The organism is Halorubrum sp. CGM5_25_10-8B, from assembly GCF_005435095.1.
Lineage (GTDB): Archaea > Halobacteriota > Halobacteria > Halobacteriales > Haloferacaceae > Halorubrum > Halorubrum ezzemoulense.
Genome location: NZ_SGTY01000014.1, coordinates 50,905 through 64,642, shown reverse-complemented (window position 1 = coordinate 64,642; position 13,738 = coordinate 50,905). Strand labels below are relative to the sequence as shown.

The following is a 13,738-nucleotide window of genomic DNA, read 5'->3' as shown; positions in this document are numbered from 1 at the left end:
GGACACGGCGCTACCCCTCCTCCGCGGGCTCGACGGCGCCGAACCCCCAGTCGTCGATGTCGTCGGTCGCCGCGCCGTCGGCGTCGTCGGTCGAGGCGCTCTCCGCGTCGTCGGACTCCGACTCACGGTCATCGGAGTCCGCCTCGCCGCCGGAACCGACCGCGCCGCCGTCGGCCTCCGCGTCGGCGGTCTCGTCCGTTTCGGGGTCGGCGGCGCTGAACCCCTCGCCCACGTCGGCCGACGCGTCCCCCTCGGACCGCGCCGACGGGGCCGAGAGTACGTCGACCCCGTCATCGAACGGCTCGCCGAAGTCGATGTCCCCCGGCGCGCCGGAGCCGTCGTCGGCGGGAGCGGCGCTCGCTTCTGGAGTCCGTTCGAAATCGGCGTGACTCGGGTCGGTAGGCGGCTCCGGCGAGGAGTCGGCGGCGGGGTCGGGGTCCGTCTCCACGGGATCGCTTCGGCCCGAGTCCGAGCCGCTCGGCGCTCCGTCGGCCGCGGTCGCCTCCGTGGCCGCCTCGGCGAGCGCCTCGCGGTCGCCCGTCGACTCTGCCTCGATGTCGCGGGCGTGGTCCATCTCGAGGAGCGCGTCCGCGACGGAGTCCGGCACGTCGCCCCGATAGGTCTCGAACAGGTCCTCGGCCGCGTCGAGTATCTCCGCGGCCTCCTTCTCGCCGGCCGCGTCCGGCGTCGGACGGGGGACCAGCTTCTCCTTCTCGCGGTCGACGTTGATGAGCACCGACTCCATCTCGCGGAGGTCCTCCAGCGACCGCTCCAGCTCGTCGTTGGCCATCAGCGCCAGCACCGTCTCCGGGTCGTTGATGAACGCCTGAAACGTCGCCGCCACCTGCGCGTAGCTGTTGAGTCCGCGGTCGATGAGGTACGCCAACACGACCCGACGTTTGCGAAGCTCCTCGTCTAGCATCGCCCGACTCCAACCGCGGTCGAACATGATGTCTTCGAGCGTGTTCGAGTCGCCCATCTGGAGGAACTCGTCCGTCTCTGCCTGCCACTGGAACACGTCTTGGACGTTGATCTCGTCGTTTTCGGCGTCGTAGTGGTTGATCTCGGTGATCGACTTGTTCCGGCGCACCTTCTTGCCCTGAACGCGGGTGGAGGTCTGGATGGAGACCAGGTCCAGCGCCGTGAACATCGTCTTCGAGACGTTGATCGGGTCGGTGGTGAACCGCTTGAGCACCTCGCCCACGGAGTCGGCGTGGAACGTCGTGTAGGTGGTGTGCCCCGTGGACATCACCTGGAAGGCGGTCCGCCCCTCTTCGCCGCGGATCTCGCCCATCACGATGTAGTCCGGTCGCTGCCGGAGCGCGGCCTCCAGCAGGTCGAACTCGTCGATGTCGCCCTTGTCGTCGTCGGAGAAGGAGGGACGGGTGACGGAGGCGATCCAGTTGCGCTGGGGGAGCTCTACCTCGCGAGTGTCCTCGATGGAGACGATCTTCGCGTTCGAGGGGATAAAGAGGGAGACGGCGTTCAGACTCGTCGTCTTCCCGGAGGCGGTACCGCCGGCGAAGATCAGGCTCTTGTGGTTCTCGATCGAGAGCCAGAGGAACGCCATCTCGTCGAGCGAGAAGGTCTTCCAGTTGATCAGGTCGATCGGGGTGAACGGGACGTCGTTGAACTGGCGGATCGTGTAGTTGGTCCCGTGGTCGGAGACTTCGCTCCCGAGCGTGAGCTGCGCGCGCGAGCCGTCCGGGAGGGTGGCGTCTACCTGTGGCCGGCGCTTCGAGATCCCCTTTCCTGACCGCTGGGCGAGCTTCACCACGAAGTCGTCCAGCTCGTCGGTGCCGTGGTGGACGTTCGAGATGATCTGCTCGTACTCGGAGTGGTAGACGAAGACGGGGGAGTTGTAACCGTCACAGGAGATGTCCTCGACGTTGATGTCGTACTTGATCGGGTCGATGCGCTCGTAGCCGACGAAGTCCCGCTTGAGGTAGTACAACAGCTTCTCGACCTGGTGCGCCGAGAGGGTCCGGGCGTCCTCCGCGAGGACGGCCGGCTCGGGGCGGGCGCTGATCTCCGGCGGGTTCGCCGGCGACTCGACCGGGGGCTCGTACCCTAGTGACTCCGCGATCCGCCCGGCGATCCCCTCTGTCGGGTCGATGCCGAACCGGTCGACCAGCGTGTCCGCGATCCCCCGCTCGTCGCCTTCGTCCTCGTAGAGCCCGTAGCGGTCGAGCAGCGTGCGCGCCTCCTCGACTATCACCTCCTCGCGGAACGACTCGTCGCCGCCGGCGATCGACTCGTCGGCGTACTTGATCGAGGTCCGGAGCTTGCCGGTGAGGAACTCCGTGAGGTCCGCCTCGATCTCGGTCCGGTACGGCTGGACGACGTAGTACTTCGCCTCGTTCTCCTTCCGCGACCGGAAGACGATGACGAACGCGTACGGCTTGTTCACCCAGTAGCGCTCCTCCTCGCGGAAGTGCGTCTTCTTCTGCATCGGCACCGCCTTCTCCAGGTCGTACCGGTTCGTCAGGGTGGTGTGACCCCCGTCGGTCGAGAAGAAGGCGTCCTCGTCGAGATCCGGGTTGACGTCGACGGTGCGCTCGTCGACGAGGTCCGCGAGGTCGGCCGCGGCCTCGCCGCCCGCGCCGAGTAGCTCCTCCGTGCGGTCGGGGTCGAAACCCAAGGCCTCCGTCTTGTCCTCGTGGGTGAACGACAGCGGCTCGTCTTCTCCCTCCTCGTTCTCCTCGGTCGGCCGGTTCCCGTCCTCGTCGAGGAAGAACTCCTCGCGGTAGTCGTCCCAGGTGTAGTACCCTTTCAACACGGGGACGGAGTAGGGGTCGTAACGGGCCGCGCACAGGTCCCAGAGGGCGTCGCCGACCGCCGCGGCGGCGCGGAAGCGGTAGTCCGTCTCACTCGGGTCGAAGCCGAGCAGCGTCGCCGGATCGAACGCGACTCGGTCCCACTCCTCGGGGGTCGGCGGGCGGGACGGGACCGACTCGACATCGGCTCCATGCGCAACGACGACGCCGGAGACGCCCTCGCGACCGACCGACCGGTCGAAGACGGTTCGTGGGATCGGTTCCGCGGCCGCTGCGGTCTCGGCACCGGGACTCGATGTCGCCTCCACGCCGTCGCGTTCGTCCTCGAAGGAGAACGTCGCGTCGTCCGGGTCGGCGTCGGCATCGACCCCCTCTCTTTCTGCGTCGTCGGTGCCGTCGCCGCCCCTCCCGTCGCCGTTGGCACCGTCTCTCTCGCCTTCGGTCTCGTCCTCACCCGCGGCGGCTGCGGGCGGGGTCACCCGCCGATCGCCGGTCGGCACGACGGCGGCACCGGTAAGAACGACCGCGTCGGGACCGACGACGAGCGTCCCTCGATCCGGAGTGCCGTGTCCGGGAACGGCCGTCTCGCCGTCCGCCGCGAACGGCTCGTCGACCCCGGCGGTTCGGATAACCCCGTCGACGCCGTCCGGCAGGTGGAGGGCGACGGCGTCCGCCGGGACTACCGGCGCGTCCGGCACGTCCGCGTACACCCGCGCCGCTGCGTCCTCGTCCCCGCGATCAGCGAGTAGCGTCCGCCACGTGTACCGGTCGGTGACGACCGGCGAGCAGTCGTTCGGTCCGTCCCCCTCCTCGAAAATCACGTTCTCGAACGCTCGGTCGTCCGTTTCGTCTGTTTCGTCCGCCTCGCCCGTCTCGTCCGTCGATACCTCCTCAGCGCCTCGCGTCTCCGGTTCGGCAGGGTCCGCGTCCGAATCGGCTGACCCGGACCCGTCGGACGCCGATCGACCGCCCCCGGTGTCGGATTGGAGGGCGGATCGTTCGACATCCTCGTCGCTCATAGTTCCGGGAACGCGCGGTCCGTTGAAAAAGGTGTCTCGCAAAACACCGCGATTGATAATCGACCGCGGACGGGCGGATTTTAGTCCCCCGCGCGCCGACCCTCCGTCGTGTCACGCTCCGACAGGTTCCCGCGACTCCGCCGACTGCGTCAGCGCGCGGTCAGGCGGCGCGTCCGGGCGGCGATCGCCGAGGAACTGCTCGGAACCCCGCGGAGCCTCGCCGTCGTCTGCGCGTTTACCGCGTTCATGTTCGCGGTGGGAGTCGGGTACTACGCGCCGACCGCGGACGAGGTGCCGGTCGTCCTCTGGCCGCTGTACGCGGACTCCGCGGTCGCGGTCGCGCTCGGCGGCGGCGTCCTCGCCAGCGTCGTCCCGACCGTCCGACGCGGCGGCAGCGTCACCGCGGACGCGCCCACCTCTCGCGGACTCGCGTACCTCCACACGGTCGCGTTCGTCTGGCTGGTCCAGTTCGGGCTCTGGCCGCTGGTGTCGCTCAACCTCGCAGTCGGTCAGTACGTCTCCGCGCCCGACGCGCTGATCTACTACTGGGGCGTGATCGGGACGCACCTGTTGTTCGTCGGGCTCGCGCTCCTGTTCCCTGCGTTCGGCCGCACGACCCGCGGGGCGCTCGCGACCGCGCTGGGGCTCGGCGTCGCGAACGCCGTCGTCGACTACGGACTCGGATATCACCCGCCCCTGTTGTACGAGCCCGGCCCGGGCCTCACCGCCGCGACGCTCGCAATCGCGGTCGGTGCCGTCACGCTCGCGGCGCGCTCGTTCTGTCGGGTGGGTAAGGGACCGGCGTAGTACATCGTCTGAAACGGTAGATCCCCTACACGGTGTTAAATCACAAACAGGATACGCTGATCCGAGCGCAAGCGGTACGAAAGGGCGCGGCGGGATCCACGCGAGCGAACGCAGTGGGCAAGCGTGGAGCCAGTCGCGCCCGTAGCCGAGCGAGGCGAAGGAACGGGCGCGACGGGATTCGAACCCGCGATCGAGAGGTTAGGAACCTCTCGCCCTGTCCGCTAGGCCACGCGCCCAAGACGGGAGGAGAAAACGGGACCGCGGTGATCGGTCGGCGTCGGGGACGACTTACGCGCTGGTTTCTTTGTCGGTCTCGGTCTCGAGGTCGTCGAACTCGTCGTCCTCGTCGTCGAGCGTCGAGTCCGCCTGCTCGCCATCTTGCATGTCTTTCAGCTCCTCTTCGACCTGTTCGCGCCCCTTCCGGAACTCGCCCATCGCCTGGCCGGTCGACCGCGCGAGCTTCGGGATCTTGTTCGCCCCGAACAGCAGGACCAGAACGAGCAGGATGATGAGGAGCTCCGGGCCCGCCGGAATGCCGCCGATCAGTGGAATCGCACTTATCATCTCTACTCCGCTCTAGCCCTGTGGCGACTATAGTCTTTTTGCCTTATCGGGTCGGCGCGGGCGCCGCGCACGGCCGCAGCGAACGCGAGCGAACGGCGCCGCCGCTCGGTAAGCGAATGGCTGAGATCTGTCGTCAGCACCCGGGAGGACCGAATCAGTCGGAACGCGCGAGCCGTGCGAAGTACCAGTCGCCGTCGTAGCGGACGAGCGGAGCGACGCCCTCCTCCGTCGCGATCGCGTCGATGACGGCCGCGAACGCGTCGGAGTGCGGCGGGGCCTCCGCGTGCTCCGAGTCGATCGCCGCGTCGAGGACCGCGCGTTGGTCCGCGGTCGGGTCGTCGATCGATCGGCCGCGCTCCTCGCCGACGGCCCGGCGGAAGTCGCGCTGCGACGAGGCGACGCGGTCGGCGCGGACGGCGACGGTCCGCACCTCGACCGACCGCTCCCCGTCGAACGCGAACCGCAGCAGCTCGCCGTCCCACTCGACCCGCTGGTCGTCGTTCCCGGGGACGAACAGCGAGCGCTCTCGCCGCTCGGCGGACGCGTACGCGAACTTGACCCCGAATGGCGGGTAGTGCGGGGCGTGGACGAGCGACGCGTCCCCGAGCGCGTCGAGGACCGTGTCCCGGTCGTGGTCCGGGAGATCCGCGAAGGGGACGCTCGACGGGGGACCGAGGAAGAAGGAGTCGACGGCGTCGACCTCCACCGTGTACGCGTAGCCCGGTGCCGCGACGGAATCGACCGTCTCGGTTTCGATCCGGTAGTACTCGGGGCCGTCGGTGACGACGTACGGTGCCGAGACGCCGGGCCCGTAGTACCCGTCGACGGTCCCTTCTCCGCCGTCGATCGCGGTCCGGACGGCCGTCCGTCCCGCGTGTCCGACGAAGTCGACTGGGGTGCTAAACTCGTTTGAGACGCCGACCAGCGAGGCCTCGTCGAGCCTGAGCACCGTCTCCGCGCGGGGGGCGTCTCCGCTGTCGTCCGTGAAACAGCCCGACAGCGTCGTCAGCGATGCGGTCGCCGTGAGCAGTGCCACCGTTCGACGTGAGAGGCGGCGTGGAGGGCCGGACATCACCTGTCCTGCGTCGGTGGTACACTTAATTCTCCCCCCGGCTCGCCGATCTGGCGCCCTCCGGCGTCACACGACGCGAGTCGGTACCCGAGCCGGCGGCCGAGTGCCGCCGCCGAAACGGTGATACGCCCGGCCGACGACGACCCGGTATGCCAGACGTCGGCGACGACGCCCCAGACTTCACCGGATCGGTCGTGGACGGCGACATCGAGCCGTTCGAACTCTCCGAGCACGTCGGCGACGAGCCGGTCGTGCTCGCCTTCTTCCCCGCCGCCTTCTCGAACACCTGTACCGACGAGATGGAGGCGCTACGGGACGGGTTCGACCGCGACGACTGTACGCTGTTCGGCGTGAGCACCGACCTCCCGCACGCGCTCGTCGCCTACCGCGTTCAGTACGACCTCCCGTTCGCGCTCGTCGCCGACCCGGACCACCGCGCGGTCGAGGCGTACGACGTCGTCGAGGACTTCGCACACTACGGCGTGGAGACCGTCGCGCAGCGCGCGGTCTTCGTGATCGACGCCGACGGGACTGTGACGTATCGCTGGCTCGCGGACAACGCCGGGCAGGAGCCGGACTACGACGCGCTCGCCGAGGCGGTGGCGGACGCGGCCGCCTGACCGGAGGGCGAACCGAGCGGTCGGGCGGGTCGCGCTCAGGCCGGGTCGCGCAGCGAGTCGAGCGCCTCGGGGTTCTCCATCGACGAGAGGTCGCCCGGGTCCTCGTCGTTGTACACCGACTCGATCGCGCGACGGATGATCTTCCCCGACTGCGTCTTCGGGAAGGCCTCGACGAACAGGAGTTCGCGCGGCCGGAACGGCTTGCCGTGTTCGTCGCCGACCAGCGCCCGGAGCTCCTCGCGGAGGTCGTCGCTCGGGTCGGCGCCCGGTTCGAGGACGACGTACGCGACGACCGCGGTCCCGGTGGTGTCGTCGGGGACGCCGACGGCCGCGGCCTGATTGACCGCGTCGTGGTCGATGAGGACGCCCTCGATCTCGGCCGGGCCGACCTTCCGCCCCGCGACGTTGAGCGCGTCGTCGGCGCGGCCGTGGAGGAACCAGAAGCCGTCCTCGTCCTTCTGCGCGAAGTCGCCGTGGTCCCACAGGTCGGGCCACGTCGACCAGTACTCGTTCAGGTAGCGCTCGTCGCCCGACCACAGCGACTTCGTCATCGACGGGCAGGAGTCGCGCGCGACGAGATAGCCGCGCTCGCCCGACTCCCGCACCGACTCGCCCGACTCGTCGACGATGTCGATGTCCATCCCGAGTCCCGGCCCGCCGAGGGTACAGGGCTTGAGGGGTTGGTTCGGCATCGGCATCAGGAAGCAGCCGCAGATCTCCGTCCCGCCGGAGATGTTGATTATCGGGCAGTCGCCCCCGCCGACCGCGTCGTGGAACCAACGCCACGACTCTGGGTCCCACGGTTCGCCGGTAGAGCCGAGGATACGGAGCGAGGAGAGGTCGTGCTCGTCGACCCACTCGTCCCCGTGCTTTCGGAGCGCGCGGATCGCGGTCGGCGAGATGCCGAACTGCGTGATCCCGTGCCGGTCGATCAGCTCCCAGAAGCGGTCGGGCTCCGGGTGGTCGGGCGCGCCCTCGTACATCACCACCGTGCCGCCGAACGCGTGGTTGCCGATCAGCGTCCACGGCCCCATCATCCAGCCGATGTCGGAGACCCAGAAGAACCGGTCCGCGGGCTTCTGGTCGAAGCCGAAGTGGATCTCCTTCGCGCACTGCGTGAGGACGCCGGCGTGGGTGTGGACGATCCCCTTCGGCTCGCCCGTCGTCCCCGAGGAGTACAGCAGCATGGACTCCTGGTCGCTCGGGAGCCGCTTCGTCTCGAACGACGACGGCTGCGAGCCGACCGCCTCGTCCCAAGTTCGGTCGCGCTCGTCGTTCCACGGGACCGGGTCGACGTCGCTCCCGCTGTCAGCGGAGTCGGCCGCGGGCGTCGCCCCCAGCCGGTCGTACACGACCACGTCCTCGACGTGACCCGCGTCGGCGACAGCCTCGTCGGCGGTCCCCTTCAGCCGGACGCCGTCGCCCCGGCGGTAGAACCCGTCGCCGGTGAACAGGACGGACGGCTCCGCGTCGTCGATCCGCGTCGCGGTCGCCTCGCGGCCGAACCCGGAGAAGATCGGCACGGCGATCGCACCGACCTTCAGGCAGCCGTAGAGGATCGAGACGACCTCGGGCACCATCGGCATATACAGCCCGACGGTGTCGCCGGTCTCGATCCCCGCCTCGGTCAGGTAGTTCGCGACGCGGTCGCTCTGCCGGCGGAGCTCGTGGAACGTGATCTCCCGGACGTCTCCGGGCTCGCCCTCCCAGATCAGCGCGACGCGGTTGCGGTTCGGCGAGTCGACGGCAGCGTGGCGGTCGACGACGTTGTGCGCGACGTTGACCTCGCCGCCGAGGTACCAGTCCGAGAACTGCGGCCCGTCGGCGTCGTCCCGGACCGCGTCGTAGTCGGTGAAGAACTCGATGTCGAGATAGTCGACGATCTCGTCCCAGAACCAGTCGACGCCCGACGCGGGCTCGCCCGGGACCTCCGAGGTGGTGCGCTCGATGAGCTCCTCGTAGTCGTCGATCCCGTACTCGCGCATGAACGCGGCGACGTTCGTCGACTCGGCGAACGCCTCGCTCGGTTCGTGTACGACCTCGTCTATCCCCTCGTACTCGTCCATCTCGCTCGGTGATTTTCGCGGCGACAGTAAGTAACTTTCCTGAAGGACTCGCCGGAGGTGTGCGTACTCGCCCGCGACCTCGACGGTCCCGCCACGTCCACCGGTGCGTCGCCGTCGTCGCGGACCGGCAGGTCGAGGCGGCTCGGCTCGGCACTGTTCCGTCCGAGGCAGCCGGCAGTCGCGCCGGCGAGCGCACCGATTCCCGCGGCGAGGCCGCTGCGTCGTTCCGTGGGCATCGCTCGTCGCGACGGAAGTTCAAGCCCGCACAGAGGACCGGTGGCGCCTGGAAAGCGAACGGACGCCGCCGAGCGCGGTGCCTACTCGTCGTCCGTCTCCGCCTCGTCGTCGCCGTCCGCGGCGGCGTGGATCGACTCGGGGACGATGTCGACGGAGGCGACCTCGTCGTCGGGGTCGAGGTTCATCACGATGACGCCCTTCGTGTTGCGACTCACCGTCGATACCTCCTCGACGCGGGTCCGCATGATCTGACCGTCGGCGCTCATGGCGATCAGGTGGTCGCCGTGGGTCACCGCCTCGATGGCGACGACCTCGCCGTTCCGGTCGCCGGTCTTGATGTCGACGAGCCCCTTCCCGTTCCGCGACTGCGGGCGGTACTCGTCGAGGTCGGAGCGCTTCCCGTAGCCGTTCTCGGTGACGGTGAGCACCCAGTTGTGGTACTCGTCGTCGATGGCGGCGACGCCCGCGACGGCGTCGCCCTCGCGGAGGTCGATGCCGATCACGCCGCGGGCCGTCCGACCCATGGCGCGCGCCTCGGACTCCTCGAACCGGATCGCCATCCCGTCCCGGCTGCCGATGACGATGTCCGTGTCGCCGTCGGTCACCTCGACGTCGACGAGTTCGTCGCCGTCCTCCAGCCGGATCGCCCGGATCCCGGTCGAGCGGATGTTCCCGAACTCGTCGACCGCGGTCCGCTTGATGTAGCCGCCGCGGGTGACCATCGTGAGGTACTCGTCGTCGTCCAAGTCCTCGGTGTTGACGACCGACTCGATCTCCTCGCCGTCGTCGAGGTCGAGGAGGTTGACCGCGGACTTCCCGCGCGCCGTGCGGGACATCTCCGGGATCTCGTAGGTCTTCAGCTCGTAGATCTGACCGTGGTTCGTGAACACGAGGAGGTAGTCGTGGGAGTTGGCCGCGAACACCGAGGAGACGCGGTCGCCCTCTTTGAGCCCCGTGCCGATGATCCCCTTGCCGCCGCGGTTCTGCGCGCGGAACGTGTCGAGCGACATCCGCTTGATGTAGTCGTCCTCGCTCATCACGACGACGCACTCCTCCTCCGGGATGAGGTCCTCGTGGGTCACGTCGCCCGCGTCCTCGATGAAGCTCGTCCGGCGCTCGTCGTCGTACTCGGCTTTGATCTCCTGAAGCTCGTCGACGATCACCTGATCGAGCTCGGCGGGGTCGGCGAGGATCGTCTCCAGCCGCTCGATACGCGCCTTCACCTCCTCGTACTCCGACTCGATCTCCGCCGTCTCCATCGACGTGAGCGAGCCGAGCTGCATCCGGACGATGTGGGCCGCCTGCGCCTCGGTGAAGTCGAACGCCGACTCCAGCGCGGCCTTCGCGGCGTCGCGGTCGTCGGAGTCCTGGATCGTCTCGACGACGCTGTCGACGTTGTCGAGGGCCTTCAGCCGCCCTTCGAGGATGTGTGCGCGGTCCTCGCGCTCGGCGAGCTCGTGTTCGGAGCGCCGGCGCACCACCTCGCGGCGGTGGTCGACGTAGTGTTCGAGCGTCTGCTTGAGGTCCAGCACCTGCGGCGAGCCGTCGACCAGAGCGAGGTTGATGACGCCGAACGTGCGTTCGAGGTGGCTCTCCAGCAGCTGGTTCTTGACGACTTCCGCCATCGCGTCGCGCTTGAGCTCGACGACGATCCGGATCCCGTCGCGGTCCGACTCGTCGCGCAGGTCGCGGATCCCTTCGATCGCGCCCTCGTTGACGTCCTCGGCGATGCGCTCGACGAGCCGCGACTTGTTCTGCTGGAAGGGGAGCTCGCTGATGACGATCCGTCCCTCCTCCTCGTGGACCTCGAACTCCGCGCGGACGCGGATCCGTCCGCGACCCGTCTTGTACGCCTTGTGGACCGCGTTCCGCCCGACGATGTTCGCGCCGGTCGGGAAGTCCGGCCCCTTGACGTGTTCCATCAGATCCTCGACGGTCGCGTCGGGGGTCTCTATCAGCTCGACGGTGGCGTCGATCACCTCGCCGAGGTTGTGGGGCGGGATGTTCGTCGACATTCCGACGGCGATACCCGACGAGCCGTTGACGAGCAGGTTCGGGAACGCCGCGGGCAGCACCTCCGGCTCCTCGAGGCGGTCGTCGTAGTTCGCCTGGAAGTCGACGGTGTCGCGCTCGATGTCCGCCATGAGCTCCTCGGCGATGGGGGCCATCCGGGCCTCCGTGTACCGCATCGCGGCCGGCGGGTCGCCGTCGACGGAGCCGAAGTTCCCCTGCCCGTCGACCAAGGGGTAGCGCATCGAGAAGTCCTGCGCCATCCGGGCGAGGGTGTCGTAGATGGCGCTGTCGCCGTGCGGGTGGTAATCGCCCATCGTCTCGCCGACGACGGAGGAGGACTTGCGGTGCGCGGAGTTGCTCGTCACGCCCGCCTCGTTCATCGCGAAGAGGATCCGGCGGTGGACGGGTTTGAGCCCGTCGCGCACGTCGGGGAGCGCGCGACCCGCGATGACGGACATCGCGTAGTCGATGTACGACTGCTCCATCTCGTCTTCGATGCGGGCGTTCGTCACCTGTGCTGCGCGGACGTCGCCGGGGTCGGCGTCGGGAGTCTCCGAGCTCATATGTCCACCCACTCCGCTTCGGTCGCGTGCTCCTTGATGAACTGCTTGCGCGGCTCGACCGCGTCACCCATCAGCACGTTGAACATGCGGTCCGCGGCGGCCGCGTCGTCGATGGTGATGCGCTTGAGCCGGCGGTTCGTCGGGTCCATCGTGGTGTCCCACAGCTGGTCGGGGTTCATCTCGCCGAGCCCCTTGAACCGCTGGACCTGCGTGGGGTTGCCGTCGCACTCCTCCTCGACGATGCGGTCGCGCTCCGCCTCGGTCATGGCGTCGTACGTCTCGCCGCGGTACCGGACGCGGTACAGCGGGGGCTGGGCCGCGTACACGTAGCCGGCCTCCAGAAGTGGCTTCATGTGCCGATAGAGGAGCGTGAGGAGCAGCGTCCGGATGTGGGCGCCGTCGACGTCGGCGTCAGTCATCAGGATGATCTTGTTGTACCGGACGTCGTCGAGGTCGAACTCCTCGCCGATGCCCGCGCCGATCGCGGTGATCAGCGCGCGGATCTCGTCGTTCTCTAGGATGCGGTCGAGGCGGTGTTTCTCGACGTTGAGGATTTTCCCCTTCAGCGGGAGGATCGCCTGGTTCTCGCGGTTCCGGCCCTGCTTGGCCGAGCCGCCCGCAGAGTCGCCCTCGACGACGAACAGCTCCGCCTCGGTCGGGTCGCGGGTCTGGCAGTCCGCCAGCTTACCGGGGAGCGCGGTCGACTCCAGCGCCGACTTGCGGCGGGTGAGCTCCTCGGCCTTCTTCGCGGCCTTCCGCGCGCGCGCCGCCTCCGCGGCCTTGTGGACGACCTTCTCGGCGGTGTCGGGGTTCTCCTCGAAGAAGGTGCCGAGCTTCTCGTGGGTCGCGGACTCGACGACGCCGCGGACCTCGCTGTTGCCGAGTTTCGTCTTCGTCTGCCCCTCGAACTGCGGGTCCGGGTGTTTCACCGAGACGACCGCCGTGAGCCCCTCACGGACGTCTTCGCCCTTGAGGTTGGCGTCGAGGTCGTTGACGAGTCCCTGTTCGTTGGCGTAGTCGTTGACGGTCCGCGTGAGGGCGGTCTTGAAGCCGGTGAGGTGGGTGCCGCCCTCGCGGGTGTTGATGTTGTTGGCGAACGCGTGGACGGAGCCCTGGAGCTCCTCGGTCGCCTGCATCGCGACCTCGACGTGGACGCCGTCGGTCTCGCCCTCGAAGTAGATGACCTCCTCGTGGATCGGCGAGCGCGTCTCGTTGAGGTACTCGACGAACTCGCGGATGCCGCCGTCGTAGCGGAACGTCTCCTCGCTGTCGTCGCGGTCGTCGGCCAGGCGGATCTCGACACCGGAGTTGAGGAAGGCGAGCTCGCGGAGTCGGTTCGCGAGCGTGGAGGTCTGGAACTCCGTCGTCTCGAATATCTTCTCGTCGGGCCAGAACCGGATCTCGGTCCCGGTCGACTCGCCGGCGTCCATGTCGCGGACGCGCTCGAAGCCGTCCTCGTCGGGTTCGCCGCGCGCGAACCGGTGGCGGAAGACGCCGCCGTCACGTTTGACCTCGACCTCGAGCCGCTCGGAGAGGGCGTTGACGACGCTGACGCCGACGCCGTGGAGCCCGCCGGAGACCTGGTACGACTTGGAGTCGAACTTCCCGCCGGCGTGGAGGACCGTCAGGATGACCTCGAGCGCGGGGCGGTCGTACTCCTCATGAGTGTCGACGGGGATGCCGCGCCCGTCGTCGCTGACGGAGACGGAGCCGTCGTCGTGGATCCGTACCTCGATCTCCTCGCAGTAGCCCGCGAGGGCCTCGTCGATGGAGTTGTCGACGACCTCGTAGACGAGATGGTGGAGCCCCCGACCGTCCGTGGACCCGATGTACATCGCCGGTCGCTTACGGACGGCCTGCAGGCCTTCGAGGACCTGAATTTGGCCGGCTCCGTATTCGCTCTGCTCTGACATAGGAACTTACACTCGCTAGTCGCTGTCGGGTTATAAACCCGGCGCACGCGCGCGTGTGAGCCCCCGACGGCGACGTGTGCCTAGCTC

The 13,738-nt window shown here is 68.5% G+C and carries 8 protein-coding genes and 1 tRNA gene; 2 read left to right on the top strand and 7 right to left on the bottom strand.

All coding sequences use genetic code 11. The features are described 5' to 3' along the window. Positions 1 to 10 precede the first annotated feature (10 nt). On the bottom strand, positions 11 to 3,796 hold the full coding sequence (locus EXE51_RS13350; RefSeq protein ID WP_137692836.1) for an ATPase, T2SS/T4P/T4SS family: 3,786 nt from the start codon (positions 3,794 to 3,796) through the stop codon (positions 11 to 13). A 108-nt stretch (positions 3,797 to 3,904) separates the two neighbouring features. On the opposite strand from EXE51_RS13350, the gene EXE51_RS13345 reads away from it, so the two are divergent. Continuing rightward, positions 3,905 to 4,603 (top strand): DUF1405 domain-containing protein, encoded by a 699-nt coding sequence (locus tag EXE51_RS13345; protein WP_049929479.1) that lies wholly within the window; start codon positions 3,905 to 3,907, stop codon positions 4,601 to 4,603. Positions 4,604 to 4,766: 163 nt separating this feature from the next. Here the strand turns inward: EXE51_RS13345 and EXE51_RS13340 are convergent. The 3 genes from EXE51_RS13340 to EXE51_RS13330 all read right to left on the bottom strand — a co-directional run bounded on the left by EXE51_RS13340 (position 4,767) and on the right by EXE51_RS13330 (position 6,239). Beyond that, positions 4,767 to 4,839, bottom strand: a tRNA-Arg gene (locus EXE51_RS13340). Between the two features lie 52 nt (positions 4,840 to 4,891). Then, on the bottom strand, positions 4,892 to 5,167 hold the full coding sequence (locus EXE51_RS13335) for a twin-arginine translocase TatA/TatE family subunit (RefSeq protein ID WP_049929478.1): 276 nt from the start codon (positions 5,165 to 5,167) through the stop codon (positions 4,892 to 4,894). A gap of 154 nt (positions 5,168 to 5,321) precedes the next feature. After that, the gene (locus EXE51_RS13330) at positions 5,322 to 6,239 is read right to left on the bottom strand and encodes a hypothetical protein (protein ID WP_137692835.1); all 918 of its coding nucleotides are present in this window, start codon (positions 6,237 to 6,239) and stop codon (positions 5,322 to 5,324) included. 149 nt (positions 6,240 to 6,388) lie between these two features. Between EXE51_RS13330 and EXE51_RS13325 the strand changes: the two genes are divergently transcribed. After that, the gene (locus EXE51_RS13325) at positions 6,389 to 6,859 is read left to right on the top strand and encodes a redoxin domain-containing protein (protein WP_049929476.1); all 471 of its coding nucleotides are present in this window, start codon (positions 6,389 to 6,391) and stop codon (positions 6,857 to 6,859) included. A gap of 35 nt (positions 6,860 to 6,894) precedes the next feature. Here EXE51_RS13325 and EXE51_RS13320 read toward each other — a convergent pair whose 3' ends face one another. From EXE51_RS13320 to gyrB, 3 genes are all read right to left on the bottom strand, one after another. After that, positions 6,895 to 8,925, bottom strand: coding sequence for an AMP-binding protein (locus tag EXE51_RS13320; RefSeq protein WP_086216384.1), 2,031 nt, complete (start codon positions 8,923 to 8,925; stop codon positions 6,895 to 6,897). Positions 8,926 to 9,242: 317 nt separating this feature from the next. Next, positions 9,243 to 11,738: a DNA gyrase subunit A gene (gene gyrA / locus EXE51_RS13310; protein ID WP_089307612.1), complete on the bottom strand. Its 2,496-nt coding sequence runs from the start codon at positions 11,736 to 11,738 to the stop codon at positions 9,243 to 9,245. Then, positions 11,735 to 13,651, bottom strand: coding sequence for a DNA topoisomerase (ATP-hydrolyzing) subunit B (gyrB, locus tag EXE51_RS13305; protein WP_137692834.1), 1,917 nt, complete (start codon positions 13,649 to 13,651; stop codon positions 11,735 to 11,737). Before gyrB ends, gyrA begins: the two co-directional genes overlap by 4 nt. Between the last annotated feature and the right edge of the window lie 87 nt (positions 13,652 to 13,738).